Source organism: Spirosoma humi, assembly GCF_054776575.1.
The window spans coordinates 167,280-190,563 of the sequence record NZ_BAAHBR010000003.1 but is presented as its reverse complement, the minus strand read 5'-3'; the positions used below and the strand labels follow the sequence as shown (position 1 = coordinate 190,563).

General features: G+C 51.7%; 21 protein-coding genes. 9 read left to right on the top strand and 12 right to left on the bottom strand.

All coding sequences use genetic code 11. The features are described from left to right. Positions 1 to 76: 76 nt before the first annotated feature. The 8 genes from ACYU8Y_RS04445 to ACYU8Y_RS04410 form a co-directional block, all read right to left on the bottom strand. A complete protein-coding gene (locus tag ACYU8Y_RS04445; protein ID WP_460934614.1) occupies positions 77 to 607 on the bottom strand; it encodes a hypothetical protein in 531 nt (176 codons plus the stop codon). A gap of 67 nt (positions 608 to 674) precedes the next feature. Continuing rightward, complete coding sequence (gene hisC / locus ACYU8Y_RS04440) at positions 675 to 1,805, bottom strand: histidinol-phosphate transaminase (protein WP_460934612.1); 1,131 nt, start codon at positions 1,803 to 1,805, stop codon at positions 675 to 677. Between the two features lie 178 nt (positions 1,806 to 1,983). Continuing rightward, positions 1,984 to 2,490, bottom strand: a complete 507-nt coding sequence (locus tag ACYU8Y_RS04435) for a peptide deformylase (RefSeq protein ID WP_460934610.1) — start codon at positions 2,488 to 2,490, stop codon at positions 1,984 to 1,986. Continuing rightward, positions 2,487 to 3,671 (bottom strand): aminotransferase class V-fold PLP-dependent enzyme, encoded by a 1,185-nt coding sequence (locus ACYU8Y_RS04430; RefSeq protein ID WP_460934608.1) that lies wholly within the window; start codon positions 3,669 to 3,671, stop codon positions 2,487 to 2,489. Before ACYU8Y_RS04430 ends, ACYU8Y_RS04435 begins: the two co-directional genes overlap by 4 nt. A 17-nt stretch (positions 3,672 to 3,688) precedes the next feature. Beyond that, positions 3,689 to 4,063, bottom strand: coding sequence for a type II toxin-antitoxin system VapC family toxin (locus tag ACYU8Y_RS04425; RefSeq protein WP_460934606.1), 375 nt, complete (start codon positions 4,061 to 4,063; stop codon positions 3,689 to 3,691). A gap of 278 nt (positions 4,064 to 4,341) precedes the next feature. Continuing rightward, positions 4,342 to 5,631 carry a histidinol dehydrogenase gene (hisD, locus tag ACYU8Y_RS04420; RefSeq protein WP_460934604.1) on the bottom strand — a complete coding sequence of 430 codons (1,290 nt, stop codon included), beginning with the start codon at positions 5,629 to 5,631 and terminating at the stop codon, positions 4,342 to 4,344. Between the two features lie 77 nt (positions 5,632 to 5,708). Beyond that, on the bottom strand, positions 5,709 to 6,569 hold the full coding sequence (gene hisG / locus ACYU8Y_RS04415; protein WP_460934602.1) for an ATP phosphoribosyltransferase: 861 nt from the start codon (positions 6,567 to 6,569) through the stop codon (positions 5,709 to 5,711). A 329-nt stretch (positions 6,570 to 6,898) separates the two neighbouring features. Further along, positions 6,899 to 7,312 (bottom strand): hypothetical protein, encoded by a 414-nt coding sequence (locus tag ACYU8Y_RS04410; RefSeq protein WP_460934600.1) that lies wholly within the window; start codon positions 7,310 to 7,312, stop codon positions 6,899 to 6,901. Between the two features lie 251 nt (positions 7,313 to 7,563). Between ACYU8Y_RS04410 and ACYU8Y_RS04405 the strand changes: the two genes are divergently transcribed. From ACYU8Y_RS04405 to ACYU8Y_RS04375, 7 genes are all read left to right on the top strand, one after another. After that, complete coding sequence (locus ACYU8Y_RS04405; RefSeq protein ID WP_460935183.1) at positions 7,564 to 8,148, top strand: 7-carboxy-7-deazaguanine synthase QueE; 585 nt, start codon at positions 7,564 to 7,566, stop codon at positions 8,146 to 8,148. Next, positions 8,103 to 10,094, top strand: coding sequence for an OmpA family protein (locus tag ACYU8Y_RS04400; protein WP_460934598.1), 1,992 nt, complete (start codon positions 8,103 to 8,105; stop codon positions 10,092 to 10,094). The genes ACYU8Y_RS04405 and ACYU8Y_RS04400 overlap by 46 nt, the downstream gene beginning before the upstream one ends. 187 nt (positions 10,095 to 10,281) lie before the next feature. Then, positions 10,282 to 11,253 carry a thioredoxin-disulfide reductase gene (gene trxB, locus ACYU8Y_RS04395; protein ID WP_460934596.1) on the top strand — a complete coding sequence of 324 codons (972 nt, stop codon included), beginning with the start codon at positions 10,282 to 10,284 and terminating at the stop codon, positions 11,251 to 11,253. 86 nt (positions 11,254 to 11,339) lie between these two features. Then, positions 11,340 to 12,410 (top strand): peptidoglycan DD-metalloendopeptidase family protein, encoded by a 1,071-nt coding sequence (locus tag ACYU8Y_RS04390; protein ID WP_460934594.1) that lies wholly within the window; start codon positions 11,340 to 11,342, stop codon positions 12,408 to 12,410. Between the two features lie 109 nt (positions 12,411 to 12,519). Next, positions 12,520 to 13,122, top strand: a complete 603-nt coding sequence (locus ACYU8Y_RS04385) for a hypothetical protein (RefSeq protein ID WP_460934592.1) — start codon at positions 12,520 to 12,522, stop codon at positions 13,120 to 13,122. A gap of 99 nt (positions 13,123 to 13,221) precedes the next feature. Beyond that, positions 13,222 to 15,435: a B12-binding domain-containing radical SAM protein gene (locus ACYU8Y_RS04380; RefSeq protein WP_460934590.1), complete on the top strand. Its 2,214-nt coding sequence runs from the start codon at positions 13,222 to 13,224 to the stop codon at positions 15,433 to 15,435. Between the two features lie 98 nt (positions 15,436 to 15,533). Next, positions 15,534 to 16,922: a chloride channel protein gene (locus tag ACYU8Y_RS04375; RefSeq protein ID WP_460934588.1), complete on the top strand. Its 1,389-nt coding sequence runs from the start codon at positions 15,534 to 15,536 to the stop codon at positions 16,920 to 16,922. Between the two features lie 66 nt (positions 16,923 to 16,988). Here the strand turns inward: ACYU8Y_RS04375 and ACYU8Y_RS04370 are convergent, their stop codons facing one another. After that, on the bottom strand, positions 16,989 to 17,351 hold the full coding sequence (locus ACYU8Y_RS04370) for a hypothetical protein (protein ID WP_460934586.1): 363 nt from the start codon (positions 17,349 to 17,351) through the stop codon (positions 16,989 to 16,991). Between the two features lie 473 nt (positions 17,352 to 17,824). Here ACYU8Y_RS04370 and ACYU8Y_RS04365 point away from each other — a divergent pair, with 473 nt between their 5' ends. Together ACYU8Y_RS04365 and ACYU8Y_RS04360 are read left to right on the top strand one after the other, a co-directional pair. Continuing rightward, a complete protein-coding gene (locus tag ACYU8Y_RS04365) occupies positions 17,825 to 18,016 on the top strand; it encodes a hypothetical protein (protein WP_460934584.1) in 192 nt (63 codons plus the stop codon). A 305-nt stretch (positions 18,017 to 18,321) separates the two neighbouring features. Continuing rightward, positions 18,322 to 19,218 carry an NAD-dependent epimerase/dehydratase family protein gene (locus ACYU8Y_RS04360; RefSeq protein WP_460934582.1) on the top strand — a complete coding sequence of 299 codons (897 nt, stop codon included), beginning with the start codon at positions 18,322 to 18,324 and terminating at the stop codon, positions 19,216 to 19,218. An 87-nt stretch (positions 19,219 to 19,305) separates the two neighbouring features. Here ACYU8Y_RS04360 and ACYU8Y_RS04355 read toward each other — a convergent pair whose 3' ends face one another. The 3 genes from ACYU8Y_RS04355 to ACYU8Y_RS04345 form a co-directional block, all read right to left on the bottom strand. Beyond that, positions 19,306 to 20,106 carry an endonuclease/exonuclease/phosphatase family protein gene (locus ACYU8Y_RS04355; protein WP_460934580.1) on the bottom strand — a complete coding sequence of 267 codons (801 nt, stop codon included), beginning with the start codon at positions 20,104 to 20,106 and terminating at the stop codon, positions 19,306 to 19,308. A 95-nt stretch (positions 20,107 to 20,201) separates the two neighbouring features. Further along, positions 20,202 to 21,428, bottom strand: coding sequence for a metallophosphoesterase family protein (locus ACYU8Y_RS04350; RefSeq protein ID WP_460934578.1), 1,227 nt, complete (start codon positions 21,426 to 21,428; stop codon positions 20,202 to 20,204). Positions 21,429 to 21,536: 108 nt separating this feature from the next. Further along, positions 21,537 to 23,267 carry a RagB/SusD family nutrient uptake outer membrane protein gene (locus ACYU8Y_RS04345; protein ID WP_460934576.1) on the bottom strand — a complete coding sequence of 577 codons (1,731 nt, stop codon included), beginning with the start codon at positions 23,265 to 23,267 and terminating at the stop codon, positions 21,537 to 21,539. Between the last annotated feature and the right edge of the window lie 17 nt (positions 23,268 to 23,284).

Genomic DNA, 23,284 nt, shown 5'->3' with positions numbered 1-23,284 from the left:
TAACTTTTTACTAACTCGTCAGTCAGCCCTTCCTCGCTCCTACCTCCTCACTCCTATATACTGACTCTTAACTCCTTTAAAAATTATACCGCAATCCAATCCCCGTGTTCAGGCTCAGGAAAAACGGGGACTGTAGCAGTTCGACGTAAGCCCCCGTTTCCAGAAAGATAGAGTACGGTTTGTTGACCGGAAAAAACTCCAGGCCACCAATACCGGAACCACCCAGCGAGAGTGTTTTCTGGTATTCGCCATTGAGCCGGAGCGGGTAGGTACGGCGGTTGTTGATCTGCCCGCCAAAGCCGTAATACGCGCGAATACTTTCGCTCTTGGTCACGGCCGTGTGCCAGAGGTAATGCCCCTGAACGGTTAGCCCAACGCTCTTGTAATCGCCGGGGCCATAGCTACGTTTGGTGCCATACAGCCCCCCATACGTACCGATGTTGAGGTCAAAGGCGCGGTTGTTGCCAAAATATTTACGAACGTTTATGCCTGATGGTTCTCCAAGCCGAAAACCCACCGACCAGTTGTTATACTGCGCCTGCGCAACATTCGAGGTCATTAACCAGCCCAGCAGGACCAGTGACGTAATCATTACAGATCTTTTCATAAATAAATGGAGGAAATAACCTTTGACGCCCTCTGCCTGTCGAAGTAACCAGCTGAAATAGCTAAGGTCAGGCATTCGAAACAAGTTCCGGCCGGGTGGCATCCTCCCCTGTTCCGATTGGCAAATCAGGCGATACTAGGGTCTGGGGCATCTGCCGAAGCACCGCGATCAGGCTTTCGTTTTCGTCCGACGTACCCACTGAAATTCGCAGACAACCGTCGCATAATTTCACCTTCGAGCGGTCGCGAACAATCACCTGCTGGTCGATCAGATAGGCAAACGTAGCCCTGGCATCGACAAACTGCACCAGCAGGAAGTTAGCGTCTGACGGATGAATAACCTGCACGATCGGCAACGACCGCAGTTTGTCTGACAATTGCTGCCGTTCGGCCATGATCTGAGCCACCATCTCATTTTTTGCCTCCTCGTGCATCAACGCGTCCAGCGCGAGCGCCTGGGTTGGGGCCGAGATGTTGTACGGCGGCTTGATTTTGTTCAGGACACCAATCAATTCTTCCGAAGCAAAGCACATGCCGAGCCGGAGAGCCGCCAGCCCCCAGGCTTTCGAAAAGGTTTGTAGTACGACCAGATTAGGGAAATTGGCCAGCTCACCTGTCCAGGAAGGCGTACCGGCAAAGTCAATGTACGCTTCATCGACAATAACCAGCGACTGATGGGCCGCCTTCAGGATGGTCCGGACGGCATCCGCCTGTAGCAAATTACCCGATGGATTATTGGGGGAGCAGAGCCAGATAAGCTTGGTACGGTCTGTTATGGCAGCCAACACAGCCTCGGTATCTACCTGAAAGTCGGCTGTTAGCGGGACTTTGATGATACTGACATCGTTGACGGCCGCCGACACTTCATACATGCCGTAAGTTGGTGGCATGATCAGAATGGAATCCTGACTACCCGGCGTACAGGTTGCCCGAACCAGCAGGTCGATGGGTTCGTCGGAACCGTTTCCCAGAAAAATCTGCTCCGGGCGAACGCCTTTTATGGGTGCCAGCCGATGTTTGATGGCCCACTGGTGCGGGTCGGGGTAGCGATTATACGCGCCCTGGGCTGTTGTTGAGCCCAGCGGATTTTCATTGGCATCCAGAAATATACCTTCTTTACCCGTATACTCGTCACGAGCGGAGGAGTAGGGCGTCAGGGTCAGAATGTGCGGGCGGAGGAGATCGGTAAGACTAAACATCGGGAACAACGGTACGTTCAATTGACTAGGTTGGCCATTTACGGTTGACGGCGAGGCAGCTTCAGCTACGTAGCCAGCCTAAACCCTAAACCACAAATATACCGCCTTCCATCAGACCTAACCAGTTTCGCGGTTAAACAAGAAGAGTTTACGTAAATTATCTGGTTTTGCGACTCATTCAGGAGCGGGTAATGGGTGTTGGCCGCCATTGAAACGATCGCTCATCAATGGCACGCATGGTACAGAGCACGCCATTGAGGTGATCGTATTCGTGTTGAATCAACTCCGACAGAGCCCAGTCCGTAACGGTCCAGGACTGAGGTTGCCAATGCTCATCCCGGTAGGTCATTGTCAGTTCCCGGTGCCGTCGAACCCGTACCAGCAAATTCGGGAAGCTCATGCAATCATCCCAAAGTTCATCGGTTTCGGCACTAACCGTCACGATTTCGGGATTAATCAGAACCGTTGGGCGATCGACATTGAGGTAAATCAGCCGTTTCATGATGCCGAGTTGGGGAGCCGCAATCCCCCTGCCAAACTGGTATTTCGACCGAATTTCTTCCATAACGTTGTGCAGATCGGCCACCCAGCCGAGCACCAGCGGCAAGTCAGCTTCCAGCACGGGCGCGCAGGTTTCGTACAAACGGGGATCGCCCAGAAGCAGGAGGTCGGCGAGGTGCTTCATGAAAGTATCTGTTTCAGCGTTTCCAGCAATAGACTAACCTCCTCATCGGTATTGAAATAGTGGGGGGAAATACGGAGTGCTGCCGTTTTCATGCCTTTTCGATCATAATCCAGAATGGCCGCACCATGCGCACTAATGGATGTATTTATGTGCTCTACTGCCAAGGCGGTTTTCAGATCGGCGGCCGATTTTCGGTCGCTGAACAATGTAATGAGGCTGGCTAATCGGTCGCCTTCATCGAGTAACCGAACGCCCGGCAACTGAATCAGTCCTGAACGAAGTGTTGCACACAGGCGGGCATTTCGTTCAGCAATTTCCGCAATGCCCACTTTCAACGCGTAGCGATGCGCTTCGGCAGCGCCCAGCATCAGCGCCTGCGGAAATTCCCAGTCCTCGAACCGGTTGGCCGTTGGCTCCAGCCGGTACGTATCCGCCGACTCCCAGGAAGCTCCGTGAAGATCGATGAACAAGGGTGCCATGTTAGCCGTCAGAACCTTGTCGGAGACGTACAGAAAACCCATCCCGCGCGGACCGCGCAGAAATTTCCGGCAGGTAGCGGTCAGAAAATCACACTGAATCGCTTGTACATCGACCGGCAACTGCCCCACCGACTGACAGGCATCAACCAGATAAAGCACATCGTATTCGCGGCAGAGCTGACCAATGGCTTCCACCGGTTGAACCAGTCCCGAGTTGGTGGGCACATGCGTTACGGCTACCAGCCGGGGCTGTAACGACTTGATCTTTTCGGCCATGTCGGCCACCGAAACACCTGTAGCCGGATCGTTGGCCGCCCGAACGACCTTAACCCCAAACCGTTTCTGCAACGACAGAAACGCGAGTTGATTGGAAACATAGTCGTTGCTGGTGGTCAGGATTACGTCGTCCCGCTGAAACGGAATAGACGACAGGGCGCGGGCGTAGGCATCGGTGGCATTGGCTGCAGCGGCAATATGGTCGGCTGTGGTATTGAGCAGATCAGCCGTAGCCTGGTAAAAATCCTGAATAGCGGCTTTCCGACGTTCAGCGGCCTCATAGCCACCAATTTGGGCTTCGAGCGCAATGTGAGTCGTAATGGCGTCGATAACCGGCTGAGGCATCAACGATGCACCGGCGTTGTTAAAATGCGTAACGTGCTGAACGCCGGGCGTATTGGCGCGTAATGCGGATAAATCAAGCATAGGTAGAGGAACACAAGCTAGATTATCGACTCTAACGAAATGATCTGCAGACCAGCGATATCCTCGAAATCAGCTGTATTGTTGGTCAGAATGGGTTGGTTGTACAAGAGGGCTGTAGCCGCAATGATCGAATCACCGAGCGAACGTTTGCGTTGCTGACGCAGTCGAATAGCTTCGGTAATGACCTGGTCGGTAATAGGTAATGTTGATATATTATTAAAAAACTCTTCCAACTGCCACTTTTCAACATGATTCAGTTTGGAAAAACCAACTACTTCAAGCTTAGTAATGGCCGAAGCACAAAGCTGATCCACTTTGCTCAACAGATAATTTTGTAAAGACTCATAGTCTGGTTGAATAGAATAAATAATAACGTTGCTATCAACGATCATTCGTCACGATCTGTTAAAGGTTTGTCTTGTCTAGTCTCACGCTGCCAATCGGATGGGTCACCGTACTTCTGTGCCACTCCACTTTGTGTCAATCTGCCAAAGACTTCTCTCAAGGAATCCCTTTTCGACTGCGTTTGAATAGTATTTCTTTTTTCTACTAATCGCCCATTCAACCGAGGCAGCAACTGCATTAGCAGTGCTTCATCTTCCGGCGTATCTACTTCAATCACCAACTGGCTCATAGCGCTCTGACTTGTTTATTCAGCAAGATAACAAACTCAGGCTGGATTTTCTTCTGTCAGACTCGCTAATCGCAGGCTCACGGCCCGTTTGTGGGCGTCGAGCGATTCGGCTTCGGCCATTGCTTCAACCACCGGCCCCAGCAATTGGAGCCCTTCCGGACTGATGTGCTGAATGGTAATTTTTTTGACGAAGCTATCCAGCGAAACGCCACTGTAGGCGCGGGCAAAGCCGTTAGTCGGTAGGGTGTGGTTCGTCCCCGAAGCATAATCACCGGCCGATTCGGGGGTGTAGTTTCCCAGAAAAATAGATCCCGCATTGATGATCTTTTCCGCGACGGCTTCGGCGTTTTCTACGCTCAGGATCAAATGTTCAGCGGCATAGGCATTCAGCAGGTCGATGGCATCGGCCTCCGAATCGACCAAAATAGCTTTGCTGTTTTCCAGCGCCTGTTCGGCCAGTTCCCGCCGGGGAAGTTTACTTAACTGAGTTGGCAGGGCCAGATTAACCATCGACACGAGCTTTTTGCTGGTCGACACCAGCAACACCTGGCTATCAGCCCCGTGCTCGGCCTGGGAAAGCAGATCCGATGCCACAAAAGCCGGTGTGGCTGAATCGTCGGCATAAACGGCCACTTCACTCGGTCCGGCGGGCATGTCAATCGCCATGCCTTCTTTTGCCACCAGCATTTTTGCCGCAGTAACGTACTGATTTCCTGGGCCGAATATCTTATAAACCTGGGGTACAGAGGCCGTTCCGTAAGCCATAGCGGCAATGGCCTGCGCCCCGCCAATGCGGAAAACTTTGGTGATACCCACAAGTTTGGCAGCAAAATAAATAGCCGGGTGATTGCTGGGCGTACATAGAACAACCTCCCGGCAACCCGCCAATTGGGCCGGGATACCCAGCATCAACACGGTACTGAACAGCGGAGCCGTACCCCCGGGTATATATAAGCCTACTTTTTCGATGCCCACGCTTTTGCGCCAGCACACAACGCCCGGCATGGTTTCGACTTTCTCGATGGGCTGTTTTTGCCGCTCATGAAAAAGCCGGATATTCTGGTATGCCTGGCCAATGGCGGCTTTTAATTCGTCGCTCAGTTGACTTTCGGCCGCGTCGAGCTCCGCTTGTGATACCTGAAAACCGCCCTCCGATAGATCAACTTTATCGAACTTCTGCGCCAACTCGATCAGAGCCGCGTCGCCCCCGGTACGCACCTGCGCCAGAATAGGCGCTACGGCCGCTTCGATCTGCTGCGTTGACTGTACCGGCCGAGCCAGCAGCGCGGGCCATTCGGCACGGTCGGGAAATGGGATAATATTCATGAATGATGACGAACGAATGATAAGTGATGAACAGTAGCCAGTGGCAAAATCATTCATCCTTCATCATCCAGCCTTTTTTAATAGATCATTTTTTCGATGGGAATAACCAGGATTCCTTCGGCACCGGCGGCCCGAATGGCTTCGATATTTTCCCAGAATTCATTTTCGTTCAGTACGGAATGTACGGAACTCCAGCCTTCGGTGGCCAGTGGCGTTACGGTCGGGCTTTTCATGCCGGGCAGCAACGCCGTAATCTGTTCCAATGCATGGTTAGGCGCGTTCAGCACAATGTATTTATTATTCTTAGCTGCCTGCACCGATTTGATCCGGAACAGCAATTTATCGACCAGCGCCTGTTTGTCGGCCGCGAGTTCAGGCCGGGCAATGAGAATCGCTTCGGACCGAAAAATCGTTTCGACTTCCTTCAGGCCGTTGCTTAACAGCGTACTACCCGAACTGACAATGTCACAAACGGCTTCGGCCAGCCCAATGCTGGGCGCAATCTCAACCGACCCGCTAATTTCGTGTATCTCGGCTTCAACGCCCTGTCCTGTCAAATAATGACCCAGTAAGTTGGGGTACGATGTGGCAATATTTTTACCCTGCAAGTTCTGAATTCCCGTCCAGTTGGTGCCGCGGGGAATGGCAATTGACAAGCGGCATTTCGAAAATCCCAGCTTATGAACCGTCGTGACGGGTCGTCCTGTTTCAACGGCAACGTTTTCGCCCACGATGCCGAGGTCAGCCACGCCATCTTCTACATAGCCGGGAATATCATCGTCGCGGAGGAATAAAAACTCAGCCGGGAAGTTCGAGGAAACCGACTTCAGCTTGCCCGTTCCGTAGTCGAAACGAATGCCACATTCTTTAAAAAGTTGATACGAATCTTCGCTCAACCGACCGGATTTTTGCAGCGCAATGCGTAATACAGATGACATTAAGAGAGAGATGATATTGGATGTACGATGCAGTTCATACACCACGTAATTGATTGATTTTAGCGTAAAACCAACAGCCGTTTCGCCTAGTCCAACTATACTGTAGTCAATCAGGGGGCAAAAGTACGTGAAAAAGAGGACAGTCAATTGGTTTGATGATTCGACTGCTCAGCGTTTTAACAGGCCAGTGTCTACGCGCGGGCTCAGCAGCCGTGATGATAGCGACGATGTCGGAAGGGAGAATGAGTGGCCTGCTGGGAAATCATGGCGCAAAGGTAAACGACCGAGAATAAAATCACAGTATGCCTACGCAAAGAATGCAGATTTACTTACGCACCAGGACGCTCAAATTTCAGCATTCGATTTCCCCACTCAAGTATTAGTGATTGCGGTGTGATGTCGACGATGGTGGCTTCATCCGGTATCTGGGGCGCTACCAGAGGAATACACGTTGGTTCGCCAAACGTAAACCTAATCTTTCCGTCTCTTGCTTCATATCGTTCCGCCTTATTGCACCAGCCGCCTGAGAAGAGCATGCCTTCGCTGGTGGACATTATCCCGTACTCCCAGAAAATGACGTCTGCAGCCGAGCTTGATTCATACCGTTTCCAGTCTGTTTCGGTGACTGATTTCGTCCCGATGAGCTTCCAGGCTCCTGGTAGTAAATTGGCCTGTGGATCTTTAGAACGGCATGCATTAAAAATTAAAAGACCAAGTAACAGAATAAGCTTAGTCGCTCTCATCGTGGTGGCATTTTATTTTGCTCCGGTACTCGTTCCGGAGCAAATTAGGTAGCAATACTAATGATTCCAGCCTAATTGGCAAACCAGCTGGATAAGGCTCCCGAAACCTTACCGGTTACACCAGAACTCCGTATCTTTGTCTTATGCTTCTGGAACAAGAACAACAAACGATACAAATGAATACGGTTGCTACAGATACCCTGACCACGGCCGCCGTGGACTCGGCGGCCGAATCCGCGGCTCTGCCAGTCATGGAAGCGTTCTACACCATTCAGGGGGAGGGCGCACATACGGGGAGGGCCGCTTATTTTATCCGGCTGGGCGGCTGCGATGTAGGCTGCCACTGGTGCGACGTAAAAGAATCCTGGGATGCCAATGCGCATCCTAAGCTAGCGATCGATCACGTTGTGGCAGGTGCGTTGCAGTATCCGGGTCGGATGGCGGTCATTACGGGTGGCGAGCCGCTCATGCACGACCTGACCGACCTGACGGCTTCGCTGCAAACGGCTGGCTTCCGGACAAATATAGAAACGTCGGGCGTATGCCAGGCGGTTACGGGTTCCTGGGACTGGATTTGTTTTTCGCCCAAGAAATTCAAAAAGCCCAATCCGGCCATTTATACCAAAGCCGACGAGCTCAAAGTGATCATTTACAACCAGTCGGATTTTGCCTTTGCCGAGTCGTTCGTACCCCATCTTCGCCCCGATTGCAAACTCTTTTTGCAATCCGAATGGAGTCGTTCCAATGAAATGCTACCCCGCATCGTTGAGTACGTAAAAGATCACCCGCAATGGCAAATCTCGTTGCAGACACACAAGTACCTGGATATTCCGTAAGAGAACTAAGCGGCAACAAGAAGACCAGACGAAATGGCGTTCGTTTGTTCACTCGCCTTTTTAGCTACTTCCTGTTTCTGCTTTCCTCCTTTTCCTCGTTTTCCCAGGCCCCGAAGGCTAAAGAACTCTACGCCCAGTCCATCAAACTATTCGGAGAACGAAAGACGAGCGAGGCCATCCCGTTTATGGAGCAGGCGGTAAAGCTGGACCCGACTTATTCTGACGCCTACATTAAACTGGGTCAGTTGTATGAGTTCACCAAACAGTTCGATCCAGCTCTGAATGCCTACCGGGCGGCTGTCCGGATTCAGCCCGACAGCCCTGCATCCGGCGCGGCCTACCAGGCCCTGAGCAATACGTTGCTTCGACTGGGGCGCTACAGTGAAGCCATTCCTTACCTCGAAAAATATCAGACGCAGTTTGCTCCTCAATCGGCTCAGGCAAAACGCGTTGCCCGGCAGTTGGAGACCGCCCGCTTTGGGCTCGAGGCTACCCAACACCCCCAGGCGGTTGACCCCAAACCCTTGTCGGCCGTCTTGCAAACGACGCCTTCCCAATACTTTCCGGTGCTGACGGCCGATGAACAAACGCTAGTCTTTACGGCCCTAAAACCCGAAGGCGACGAAGATCTGATGACCGCCACCTTTAACGGAGAGACCTGGACGCCCCCGGTTTCGCTGGCGTCGAACATCAATACGCCTGAAAATGAGGGAACAGCCAGCCTTTCGGCAGATGGCCGCACGCTGGTGTTCACGGCTTGCCAGGGACGAAAAGGCTACGGTAGTTGCGATTTATACGTCAGTCATAAAACGGGTAGCGACTGGTCTAATCCGGATAATCTGGGACCTGCCGTCAACACCCATTTCTATGAGTCACAACCTGCCTTATCGGCCGATGGCCGCCAGCTTTACTTTGTTTCGGATCGGCCGGGCGGCAAGGGGCGTCGGGATATCTGGCGCAGTGACCTTGGTTCTGATGGAAACTGGGCCGAACCGATCAACCTTGGCGAACCGATCAATACTCCGGCCAACGAGGCATCCCCTTTTCTGCACGCCAATGGACAAAGCCTGTTTTTTGCCTCCGAAGGCCATGTTGGTTTAGGTGGCTACGACCTGTTTGTGGCTGATCGTAATGCATCCGCCTGGTCAGTACCCACCAATTTAGGGTATCCGATCAATACTGCCGAAGACCAGGCCTCCCTATTCGTGGCGGCCAATGGCACACGAGCTTATTACTCGTTTGAAGAGCGAAAAGACGGGGTATCGCAAAATTCCCGGCTCTATACATTTGACCTCCCCGAATCATTGCGGGATCGGATACGGCCGGTAAGTTACCTGAAAGGCACGGTAGCCGATGCCAAAACGAAAAAGCCCCTGGCGGCCACGGTCGAGCTAATCGATTTAAAAACAAACCAGGTTGTTTCGCGGGTAGAAGCCGATGCGCAAACGGGACAGTATACAGCCGTATTGCCGAGTGGGGGCGAGTATGCTCTGTACGTAAGCATACCCGGTTATCTCTTTAAAAGTCTATCATTCGATTTCACCCAGAAAACCAAGGGCGAGGGACTGTCCTTGAGCGTGCCTCTGGAGCCGGTCGTTAGTGGATCGTCGGCAAACGAGACGTTGAGTAATCTCTTTTTCGACTATGGTCGGTACGATCTGGCCGACAAATCCCTGACGGAGCTTAACCGGATCGTGGTTTTTCTGCAAACAAATCCAACCGTCAACATTGAGATTTCGGGCCATACCGACGACAAGGGCGATGCTGCCGCTAACCTGACCCTGTCGCAAAAGCGGGCGCAGGCCGTGCTGGCTTACCTGACGAAGGCGGGTATTCAGCCAGCACGGATCAAAGCCGTTGGCTATGGAAAAACCAGACCCCTTGTGCCAAATACATCCGATGAAAACAGGCGTTTAAACCGCCGGATCGAATGGCGTGTGCTGTAAAGATGGCGATTGGCGTATGTAGGCACTTTGGACAGGTACATCACCTTATATCAACTATACTCCATCCTATATCTTGCTTCTCTTTGCTTTCCGCGGGATTTTTTTCAATTTTGTGTATGTTGTCAGAATACCCTCCTGTTTTAAGAGGCTATTTTTCTTATTTCCAGACGACTTCGCTCTCATTGCAATGACATCCGAACACGTAAAGTGCTTGATTATAGGTTCCGGCCCTGCCGGTTATACAGCCGCCATTTATGCTTCACGGGCTAACATGCAACCCGTTTTATACCAGGGCGGTCAGCCCGGCGGCCAGCTAACGATCACCAATGAAGTCGATAACTTTCCGGGTTATCCCGATGGTGTACAAGGCCCTCAAATGATGCAGGACCTTGAAAATCAGGCGCGTCGATTCGGAACAGACATTCGGTATGGCTTAGTGACCAACGTCATTTTTTCGGATCAGCCCGGATTGGGCACACCCCACCGCGCTATCGTTGACGATAAACATGAGATTACGGCTGACGCGGTCATCATCTCGACGGGGGCGTCGGCGAAATGGCTTGGCCTCCCTTCTGAAATGCGGTTAAACGGCCGGGGCGTATCGGCCTGCGCCGTTTGTGATGGCTTCTTTTTCCGTGGCCAGGATGTGGCTATCGTTGGTGCCGGTGACACGGCTGCCGAAGAAGCCAGCTATTTAGCAAATCTCTGCCGGAAAGTATATATGCTGGTTCGACGGGATGAAATGCGGGCTTCTCATTTCATGCAAAAACGGGTTCAAACCGCCCACAACATCGAAATCCTGTACAACACATCGACGGAGGAAGTCCTTGGCGACGAAGATGTAACGGGTGTTCGGGTGAAGAACAGCGCTACGGGCGAAGAGCGGATTTTGGACGTAACTGGTTTCTTTGTCGCGATTGGGCACAAACCCAATACCGACATATTCAAAGAATACCTTGACCTCGATGATAGCGGGTACATCCTGACCGAAAAAGGAAGTACTCGTACGAGTGTACCTGGTGTATTTGCCTGTGGAGACGCGCAGGACAACATTTATCGTCAGGCAATTACGGCAGCTGGAACCGGCTGTATGGCCGCCCTCGACGCCGAACGTTACCTGGTTACGCTGGAAATGCAGGGAGAAGAAATTGTTCAATAATAAAATATGAAGGGGTTAATGGTTTTTCGTTTGTCGTTAGTTGTTTAGACACGACAGGCTTAAAACCATTAGCGCATCTAGCTACAATGAGAGAAACCGCTACACGATGGCTACTGGCCATTGGGTGCTTGTGTTTGACCGTAACGGCACAGGCCCAGGAGCGCGGGCGATTTAAAAATAACCTGCGTATCACTCCGAAAACGGGCAGCAACCCAAATTTCCCGGTCGTCGAACAGCCGCAAAAAGCGGACGACCAATTTGAACAGGAAACAACTCAACTGCGCTTCAATAACCAGTTTGAGCCGAAAAAAGAATTAAACCCGGTTGTCAGTGAAGATACCAGCCAGATCGACCAGGGCCAAACCAGTGTTGTTGAAGTGATTGACTCCGTGCTGGTTGGAACCGAATGGGTTAAAATTGCCGATTATTACGCCGTTTGGGATTCCCGCACCATCGATCCGTACAACATCAATCCGCTTGAATTCGACGAAGCCATCGACATAAAACTGTATGATCCACCAGCCAACCGGTTCTGGTCAGCGCCTTTAAATGAAGGCAAGATGACCTCGAACTTCGGCTATCGGTGGGGCCGCTGGCATACCGGAACCGACCTCGATCTGGATACCGGCGATCCTGTTTATGCAGCCTTCGATGGCATTGTACGTGTAGTTGGCTGGGATGGTAACGGCTATGGCCGCTACGTGCTGGTTCGGCATTATAACGGTCTGGAAACGCTCTACGGACACATGTCCAAGCAAACCGTCGAGCCAGGGCAGCTCATCAAAGCGGGTGACCAACTCGGTTTGGGTGGCAGCACGGGGCGCAGTTCCGGGCCACACCTTCATTTCGAGACACGTTACGAAGGGAATCCCTTCAGCCCGCTGAACATTTATTCGTTTCCGGAAAATACAATTAACTCCGATCACTTTTTGCTGACGGGCTCCGTTTGGGATTACCTGCGCGGGGGCCGGTCGTCATCGTCGTCGGAGAGCAGTTCGAGACCGCGGTTTAAGCGGACCGTACTGCACCGCGTCCGGTCGGGCGAAACGCTCAGCTCCATTGCCGACCGGTATGGCATGTCGGTGTCGACCTTAAAACGCAAGAACCACATTTCAGGCTCGCGGCTTCGGCCAGGGCAGAAAATCCGGGTCCATTAAACGAGGGCTCATTGACCGGTGTTACATACAGCATATGTCCGAAGTATGGGGTATGTAACATTAGTCAATGAGCCCTCGTTCTGCCTGTCTACCCGCCTACTGATTCGGCATGAAACGACTTATTTATGCGCTTAGCCTGCTGTCTGTTCTGAGCTGCACAGACAAGAAAAAAGCGACCGGTCAGGAAAAAGCCAGCACCCTGGTTACCCAGCGGGCCGCCGATTCAGCCAGCAGCCGCCTGAATGAGCCTTCCTCACCGAAGCCCGGCCAACAAAGCCGTGCTGTTGCCGACGTGACGACCTGGACGTATGAGAAAAGCATCGGTAAGGATGGGAGTACGGTGTATAAGGCGGCTCTGGTTTCGCCTACTGTGCTGAACTTCGGCTTCCCCTACACGGGTGGATCGACGGCCACCTTAACGCTTCGTCATACGCATAATAGCACGTATACCTATCTGGAAATTTCCAACGGGCAGTTCAACCGGAGCTTTCAGGGTGGAAATGCCAGCATTCGGTTCGATGGTAAGCCGCCCGTCAGGTATTCACTTTCCGCAGCCGAGAATGGCCGGGCCAACATCGTGTTTTTTGACTCCGCCCAGAAACTGATCAGCCAGATGAAAGGAGCCCGTAAGATGATTGTGGATGTCGAGTTCGAAGGGCAGGGCAAACGACACATCGAGTTTACAACCCGCGGCTTAGTCTGGAATCATTGAGTCACTACGAGCGCTGACTTGCCGCCGAACCAATGCTGAAACCAGGAGGTTATCCATTTTCAGGTTAAGCTATATCCTTCTTCGAGAATTTATACCGCTGTGGATCAGACGCTCTTATTACTTACCCCGCCCTTTACGCAGTTGAACACGCCCTACCCGGCCACAGCCTACCTGAAAGGGTTTCTGCAAACAAAGGGGATCAGGTCGTATCAGGCTGATTTAGGCATCGAGGTCATATTAGATCTGTTCTCAGCCAGGGGATTAGCGTCGATGTTTGCGGAACTGGAAGCCGCCGATGCCGAACTGACCGATAATAGTTTTCGAATTTGCCGCCTGCAAAACGATTACATCAGCACCATCGACCCGGTGATTCGTTTTTTGCAGAATAAAAATCCGACGCTTGCCCACAGCATTTGTGATCGTACGTATCTGCCTGAGGCTTCGCGCTTTGCCCAGTTGGAAGAACTGGACTGGGCGTTTGGGACGATGGGTATTCATGATAAAGCCCGTCACTTGGCAACGCTTTATCTGGAAGACCTCAGCGACCTCATTCAGGAAGCGGTCGATCCGCATTTTGGGTTTAGCCGGTACGCCGAACGCCTGGGCCGCTCGGCCACGCATTTCGATGAACTACACGAAACCCTACAGGCGCCCTACACACGGATATCGTCCAGTTTGGTCGATTTGCTGGAACAGAAAATTCAGCAGTGGCAGCCTGACGTAGTCTGCCTGACAGTTCCGTTTCCGGGCAACTTATATGGTGCCCTCACCTGCGGAAAATACCTGAAGCAGCACTATCCAGCCATCAAGGTCGTTATGGGAGGAGGGTATGCCAATACCGAACTACGTTCGTTGCGGGAGCCCCGCGTTTTTGACTATGTTGATTTTATTTGTCTGGACGACGGTGAAGCCCCCCTACTGTCCTTGCTGGAACACCTGTCGGGCCAACGGGAATTGGCTCAGTTGAAGCGCGTCTACGCCCGAACCAATGGCGTAGTTACGTACTACAATGGTGCTCGGGAAAAAGATGTTCCCCAACGCGAGACGGGGACGCCCAACTACCGCGATTTACCCCTGCACGATTACTTGTCCGTCATTGAAGTCGTCAACCCCATGCACCGACTCTGGAGCGACGGCCGCTGGAACAAACTGACGCTGGCTCACGGCTGCTACTGGGGCAAGTGTTCGTTTTGCGATGTGACGCTGGATTATATCAAACGATATGAACCCGTTACGGCCTCGCTTCTGTGCGACCGGATTGAAGAAATCATTGAGCAGACGGGGCAAAATGGTTTTCATTTTGTCGATGAAGCCGCTCCGCCCGCCCTTATGCGCGATCTGGCGCTGGAAATTATCCGCCGAAAACTAACCGTAACCTGGTGGACGAATATCCGGTTCGAGTCCAGCTTCACTTCGGATTTGTGTACGTTGCTGAAAGCCTCGGGCTGCATTGCCGTATCGGGTGGATTAGAAGTTGCCTCCGACCGATTGCTGGAGCGCATGAAAAAAGGCGTAACGGTGGCTCAGGTAGCCCGCGTGGCCGATGCATTCACCCAGGCGGGCATTATGGTGCATGCGTATCTGATGTATGGATTCCCGACGCAAACGATGCAGGAAACCATCGATTCGCTGGAGATGGTCCGGCAGTTGTTTATGAACGGCATCGTCCAGTCGGGCTTCTGGCATCGCTTTGCCATGACGGCCCACAGTCCGGTCGGCGTCGATCCGGCGGCCTTTGGTGTCGTGCGTCTGGGCCCGACCGTAGCGACGGACCGTTTTGCCCTTTTTGCGGATAATGACCTGGAACACGGCGACCCGACGGGCGCTGACCATGACCTGTTTGCGGAGGGATTACGAAAATCGCTGTTCAACTACATGCACGATGTCGGCTTCGACTTACCCCTTCAAAAGTGGTTCCCATTCAAGATACCCGTTACATCCATCCCACCCCGTTACATCGAAAAAGCCATTAGCCAGAACCCCGACAAAGAGCCGCGCCCAAACGCTTTTGTCATCTGGCCGGGCCACCTGCCCACTCTTGAAATTTTCGAGCTTCAGCAGGGCCGTACTGTAGTGGAACTGGCGGAGCTGGAGTTTTACAGCAAACAAGGCCAGTGGCTGCTCGAAGCGCCGGTTCCCGTAGGTCAATGGTTAATGGATTCGCTGCCCAGGCTCCTCATTGGTCCGCATGAACCATGTTCGCTGGCGGACCTCAAAGCCAGCTTCGAAACGGCCGGACCAGGTAATTTCGACGCGTTTATCCAGTCGGCCGTTTGGGGAAAACTTCGGGAGCAGGGCTTATTGATCGTGTAACGAACTGACTAATTTATTAGAATTCGCTTAGAATTTAGGCCACCGTTAATCACCTATACGTTTTGGACGTTTAGTACCTAATCGTGCCTCTATGATAAATGACAGATAGACCTTCCCGATACGCGCAGGTGCTGGCCTGGCTTGATCAGCATGTCATTAAACGGCTATACACGGAGCGTGTCCGCCGGGTTATTCTACAAAGTTTACCTTTTTGGGTGGCTTCCCTGCTAACCGGTCTGGTGGCGGTCGGTTATGAAGAATTATTTGTTTGGGCCGAGCAGACAAGCTTTACCTGGATCGAAAAGCAGCCCTATCTGGTTTTTATTCTGACTCCGGTTGCCTTTGTTCTCGCCTGGTTACTGGTGGCGAAACTTGCTCCTGCCGCACGGGGCAGTGGTATTCCGCAAGTGATGGCGGGGATCGAGCTTTCCAGTCCGACAACTTATGGACGCACGGGCTATTTGTTAAGTCTGCGCGTAGCTATTGTAAAAGTTCTAAGCAGCGTGGTTCTGTTGCTGGGTGGCGGAGTCATTGGCCGCGAAGGGCCAACGATTCAGGTTTCAGCCGCTATTTTTCGGGCCATCAACCGGTTGCAACCCGCTGGCTGGCCACAGCTTTCCCGACAGATCGCCCTTGTTACAGGTGGGGCCGCCGGGCTGGCAGCCGCCTTCAACACCCCCCTGGGTGGGATTGTCTTCGTGGTTGAAGAACTTACCCAAACCCATATCACCCGCTTCCGAACGGCCGTTTTCACCGCAGTGATCATTGCCGGTATGACTGCTCAAGCCATTCAGGGCCCTTATTTGTACCTGGGATTTCCGAAAGTAACTGCATCGACGGGATGGTTTCTGGGCATCGTTGTTTTTGCCGCTATGATTTGTGGACTGGCAGGTGCCATTTTTGCCAAAACGCTTCTTTGGATCAATACCTATCGTCGGCGGTTTGGCACGCCCCTTACGCAAGCCGCCTGGGTTGGCGGGTGCGGACTCGTTTTAGCGGCTATTGCCTTTTGGGTTGGCACAGATGCTGTTGGCACCGGCAAGCCAATCATTAACCGGTTATTGTTTCAAAACGATCACCAGACGCCCTGGTATCTTTTCGTCGTGCGCTTTTTGGGTATGGCGTTGAGCTACAGCAGCGGGGCAGCAGGCGGTGTTTTTGCAACCTCGCTGAGTGCCGGAGCTATTCTGGGCGATGTCCTGGCCAGACTGGTCAGCGTTACGCCCAGTGATACCAACCTGGTTATTCTGGTCAGTATGGTCAGCTTTCTGACGGGCGTTGTCCGATCACCGTTCACGGCCGCGATTCTGGTTCTGGAAATGACCGATCGGCACTCGGCTATTTTTCAGTTACTGCTGGGTGGACTTATGGCACAGGGAGCTGCCTCCCTGATTGACCCGGTATCGTTCTACGAGCATTTGAAAGGTGGCTTTGTTCGGGAAGCAATGGCACAACCTATTCCAAATAAAGTAAGTACGCAAGCATAATATACCGACCAAGCCCTGGCAATCGTCAGGGCTTGGTCGGTACAGGCAATACGTTTATGAGCTTGCTTAACTAGCCAGAAAGTTAACGGCCTGCTTGAGCGTCCGCTCATTATGGTTTTCGGGGTCGGTATAGGAGCGTTCACCCACTTCTATTGTCATCTCTTTGCCAATGAGTTGTTTTGTGTCGAGGTCTTTGCCTTCCTCTACGGGAATGCCAGCCATCTCAAACAGGCTCACAATGGCAGGCATTCCTGCCGATGACTGATAGAACCGGTGTGAGACGTAGCCGTCTTCATTTTCGAATCGAACCGCAAAAAATGGAACGCCTTTGTACTCACTCGACCCTTCATCAATCTGAGTGATCGTAACCGTTTGCCGACCATCGGCCAGCAACGTTTTATCCTGCCCCTTTTCTACTGCAATTTTCATATCGCTGATATTATGTTTTATTTATATCATAAACTCAGCCACACTTACTTTGTTTTGATTTTCCGCCCTAAAGGTTATCATAAAACTGACTTACACTTACTTAGGCAGCGTTCACACTTCGCAAGGTTATATTTTACTTATACTATACCCTCTTACTGCTCATGCACGCTGTCAGGAGATTAAACGGGTGCGAGCATTAGCAAGTACGGCCATAAATATGGCCGTAGCAACCGTGTTTTCGGCAAAAATTCTGTATAAGGAAGGCAACTACTCAGTGAAGCAAATCGCTCACGAGTGACACATGCTCAAAACTGCTTTTTTGACGTTTAGCCCTAAAAAGTGCAAAATAAATATTCGTCTGTTTCAAGCGATACAATAAACCTTATAGCGCTACGTTATTTATCCGTTACGTTTCTTGACAGCCCCATTGGTATGACCAGTGGGGCTTTTTAATTAAACATTAAATTTGTGAGATGGAAGATATACCTGACCAATCTGCACCACAGCCGAACTTGCTGGTTGATCAGAAACAGCGCGTAGAGGCCGCTACTGATTTTCTAAGCATCTGTGATCGCTTGTCGACCGGTTACGACAGCGGCTATTATTGGGAGGATGTTCAACGAGCCCTCCGTATCGCTGCGGGATTGGAGAAGTGGCCTGACTGATGGCTGCCAACCTCCACTCTTCTCGTATTTCCTGGGTAACCAAAGTCGATCATCGTACAAGCAGGAACCATCCTAACATTTTCACAACGATCCTCCGAAAAGGCAACAAGCATCTATCTACTTCCCGTTTATTTTTTTATCGCTCGTTCGTATTTCGTAACAGTATCGACCTTGTGTAGTTAAGGTAGCGTGTCCGAACCTGTGGCCAGTAAACGGACCGGTGTTAGCTCAGAAAACAAGTAGCTATCGTCTAGTCTAACGGCCCGCTTTGTTCCTCTACCAAACTGCATTAAGTAGCTTCTTTTATGACCAAACAGCGAATTTGTTTTACCGGAGGATCAGGAAAAGCCGGCAAGCACGTTATTGCCTACCTGCTTGACCAAGGCCATACGGTGATGAATGTGGACCTCACTCCGCTGCAACACCCAGGCGTCACTAACTTGATGGCTGATGCGACGGATTCCGGTCAAATCTTCAATGCCCTGAGTTCGTATGCAAACTTTCAGGAACTGGAACCCGGTACCGGCATCCCAACCTTCGATGCGGTTGTTCATTTTGCCGCTGTGCCCCGCATCCTGCTCAAACCCGATAACGAAACATTTCGGGTCAATACCCAGGGCACCTACAACGTGATCGAAGCGGCTGTTAAACTAGGTATCCGAAAAATTATTATTGCGTCCTCCGAAACAACCTATGGCATCTGCTTTTCCGATGGTCAAACCAATCCCAAAGTCTTGCCTTTGGAAGAGGACTACGACGTCGATCCGATGGACAGCTACGGCTTATCGAAGGTCGTCAATGAACAAACAGCCCGCAGCTTTCAGCGACGCTCGGGCGTGGATATCTACGCGCTTCGGATCGGTAATGTAATTGAACCCCACGAATATGCCGAGCTGTTTCCCTACTATCTGGCTCACCCCGAAGTGCGTCGTCGTAACGCTTTCTGTTACATCGACGCGCGGGATCTGGGCCAGATCGTGGATTTATGTTTGCAAAAAGATGGATTAGGGTATCAAGTATTTAATGCCGGCAATGACCACAATGGAGCGCTTCTTCCGAGTAAAGAACTGGCGGAACGTTTCTTTCCTGGGGTGCCGCTAAGTCGGGAGTTAGGCGAGCAGGAAGCCTTATTTTCTAATCGCAAAATTCGGGAAGTTTTAGGCTTCCGGGAACAACATAACTGGCAGAAGTACGTGCCATAAGGGCATGAATTGATCGGTGAGCACCATTTGCTGATTTTGGGGCGATGTGGAACAGTATACGAACTCCGTTCATTTTCCCGCCAAAGATTACCTGAACTTTAATTCTACAACTACCGGTAAATGATCGGATGCATATTGCTCATCAATGACTCTGGTTGACACGCTTTTCAAAGAACCATCCTGTTTATACATAATGAAATCTATTGCGCGGTCAGGATTTTTGACCGGAATGGTGGGCGCGCAGGGTTGACAGCTTCGTACGAACGTTTGGTCAAAAAGCTGAATAACCTTACTGTCAGCCTGCGCATTGAAATCGCCACCCAGAATGACGGGCAGAGCCGTGCGGCCAAAATGCGTTAGGAGTAACTTCGCCTGCGTAAGCCGGTTAGGTTCTTTCAAATCCAGGTGCGTGCTGGCGAAAATGATTCGTTTTCCCCTCGTCGGCTCTACCGTTATAGCCGCTACCGTTCGGGTTTCACCCCCGATGGCGGAGTCAATGGGCAGGATAAAGCGGGTGGAGTCGAGGATGGGGAAACGGGACAGAACAGCAACGCCATAATCGCCCCCCTGGTGGTCGATGGCCTTGGAAAAGAAAAAGTTCATCCCCGTTAACCGGGCCAGTTCCTTCGCCTGATTCAATCCCTTCCCCGACCGTTCGGTGTTCACGTCAACCTCCTGCAAAGCAACAAAATCAGGCTTTTCGGCCGTGATGACGCGCGCAATGGCTTCCACATCAATCTTACTCCCGGCAGAAGGCGGATTGCAGTGATGGATGTTGTACGTCATCACCCTGAGACTTTTTGCTTTCTTCGTCCCCTCCGATGGACCTTCATGAGCAGAAGAAGTAATGGGAAGGAGCAGGAGTAACATCCAGTTGACTAGCTTCATAAACATTTGATTGGGTTGCAGTTATCGGTCTTAACAACGGGTTAATTTCACCCCTTTGCGTTTGACCGGAGATCACTTCCATTTTACCGGTGCAATTACGACCGATTCTTTTTAGAAATAGTGTACTTCCCTACCACTTCGCCATCATCCCGAATCATTTTTACATTCAGCTCTCTGGCGGTAACGTGTAGCTTTATTAACGTCCGGTTTCCTTCCAGCGGCCCTCCACCGATCACGATTGGATAATTGTGATCGGCACTGGCATCGTGGGTTCCGTACCGGTGCGTATGCCCTGAAATCTGAAGATCGATTTTAGCCCTGTTCAGCAACGGCCCAAAGACTTCGCGGCAATGCATAGTCCCATGCCAGTCGCCGGAGTGGTAGGGTGAGATATGAATCAACACGACTCGAAAAGCGGCTTTTTTGAATTCATCGCGCTCGATTTCTTTTTCCAGCCACTTCGCCTGCGTCTGCCGGTACCGATCAAAAGCCGAGAGTCCACCGTATTCAACACTGTCATCGGTCTTATCCTCGCCCGAATCCAGAACAACAAACCGCACCGGGCCGCGTGTGAAGGCGTAGTAATAGTTGTCGTCGGGATACGCGTAATAAGCCGGCAGGTGCCTTGAAAAACTGCCCCGGCACTCATGATTTCCCTGCGTCAAAATAAACGGCATTTCCGACGCGAAAATATCGACCGATGGTTTGATCAGGTGCTCGACCATCTGGCTTTCATCGGTAACCCAGTCGAAGCAGTCACCGTTGAAAACGACGAAATCGTAATCCCGCTTGTTGCCCGTATAGCCATGCCGGTAGAGTAACTGAGGAATGATCTGAGGTCGGTCATGGATGTCGTTGAAGATGACCAGCTTAAACTCTTCCTCCTTGTCGGACGGGGTTTTAAAGCCGTATAGAGGGCTGGTAACGGTTTCGCCAAACTCAACCTTCGACCCTTTGTAGCCCAGTATTTCGGTTGAAACAATTCGGTACTTATGGTCTGCACCGGGCGCAAGACCCGACAGGGTTATTTTGTTTATCCGGTTGTTGGCTTCGATCAGTCCATTCGTGTAGCCGAATTCCCGTTTGCTGGTGAACGTTCCGGCTCCGTACTCGACCCAACTGAAACTGTTTTTGTGGGTAATCCACATAATTGTCACGGCCTGGGTACTCATATTTTGCAGATACGGCCCGGCCACAACATGATTCTTTTCCTCTATCAACGCGGAGGACCCGGCCGCAGCCAGTGCCGGAGCCGTGGGCAACAGCCCCAGCGCCCCGGCCTTCGCCATTTTTTCAAGAAAGGATCGTCTGTCTGAAAACATATTGATGTATAGGGTTATGGGTTTAGCGCTTAGCGATGAACGATCGGCGCTTTTGGTGGAGTCAGGTTAAAAATTTGTCGCTACGAAAAGCGCCGGACACCCCTCCCCTTACTCCCAATTAGGGTTCTGGTTTAATTTAGTGTTCAACAGCCGCTCCTGCGTAGGAATCGGGTACAGGTAATCGCGTGCTTCGTTGAATTTTTTGGTAATGTGTCCGTTCACCACAATGTTGCCGCCTTTGTTGCCATTTTCCAGCAGTATTTCGCTCCCCAGTTTGAGCAGTTGAGCACCCGACACGGATGGTTTGGTGCCTTCGTAAATAACCAGGTCGACTTTCCCGTTCTTGTCCAAATCGTAACTACCCGGTCCCGGAAAATACATGCCTTTGAATGGTTTGGTGAGCAGTTGCCCCTCTTTCCAGCGAATGATATCATCCCAGCGGAAGAAGTTTTCCATCACCAGTTCTACCCGCCGTTCGCGCCGTATCTCCAGAATGACGCCCGTGTTAGCCCCCTTGAGCTGCGTGTATTGCTGCGCCTGATAAGGGTCGGGGCTGGCATTGGCTGCGGCCAGATTAATGTTTGGCATACCAACCCGGTCGCGGGTGAGTTTAGTAGATACATCCAGGTCAGCCTGGGTTAACGTGCCCCGCTCAGCTTTGGCTTCAGCAAAATTCAGCAGCACTTCAGCGTACCGAAAAATGGGCATATCGGTGATGTCCTTGGTAAACGTATCCCACTTGGGTGCCGAAACAAACTTGATCAGTTGGTAGCCGGTTACGGTAGCCCCAAATTCCGGCACCAGGGGTGTGGTTTCGCCAATACGGGTGTAGCCTGGTGTCCGGATCGTCTGGGCCAAGCGAGGGTCTCGGTTTTGTACCTCCTCTGCAAACTGCATGGTTTCGTATCCTTTGACGTCCGTAAAGCGGGTCCCGTCGGCCATCAGATAGCTGTTAACCAGCTTCTTCTCCAGGCCGGGCTTGCCGTACGAGGCCGTCATGGTATAGTAATTCAGGTTATGATACACCTGCAATTCGTCGCTGAAATCGCGGGCCAGAATCACCTCGTCGGGAATGGCATTGTCCGACGAAAACAAGTTGCCATACGCGGTGGTGGGCGTGGCTTTGTAAATCGTGTATCCGCTGTTTTTCATCAGCTCCTGCGAGGCCGCAATGCTTTCGTCCAGAAATTTATCGGCACCGGGCAGGCTGAATTCTGTGTGGTACTTACGGAATGTGCCTTCATATAGGCCTATTCTGGATTTCAGAGCCAGAGCCGTCCACTTTGTGACGGTTGTAACCTGCCGTGATGCATCGAGGTTGGCAATGGCATAGTTAATATCGGCCATCACCGAATCCATAACCATTGTCCGGGGATCGCGTGCTTTAGTCAGCATCTCCTGATCCATCACCTCAATGGGTTCCGAATACCAGGGAACATCGCCAAAACGTTTCACCATGCCGAAGTAAAAGTAGGCACGAAAAAACCGGGCCAGTCCGTTGTATTTGGCTACCGCTTTGCCATCCGGACATTTTCCCGAATTAACCAGAAAATAGTTGATGTTACGCAAAGTGCCCCAACTCCAGCCGCCCCCGCTGGTGGGCACTACCCGCGTGCCCTGCAATTCATCGCGCAGGCTGTTCTTGACCACATTGTCGACATCTTCATTATACACATCCTCGGCCGATGGCAGGGCGTTATAAAAGGAATTCGTGTAAAGCAGCAGGTCGTTTTCGGTATTGAAAAAGGTTTCGGGCGAGATGGCGTCCTGAGGCAGCATGTTCAGGTCGCAGGCTGTCAAACCAAGGGTCACAGCCAGGATACTTATGATTTTTTTCATCGGAGTAGGTAGAGTTG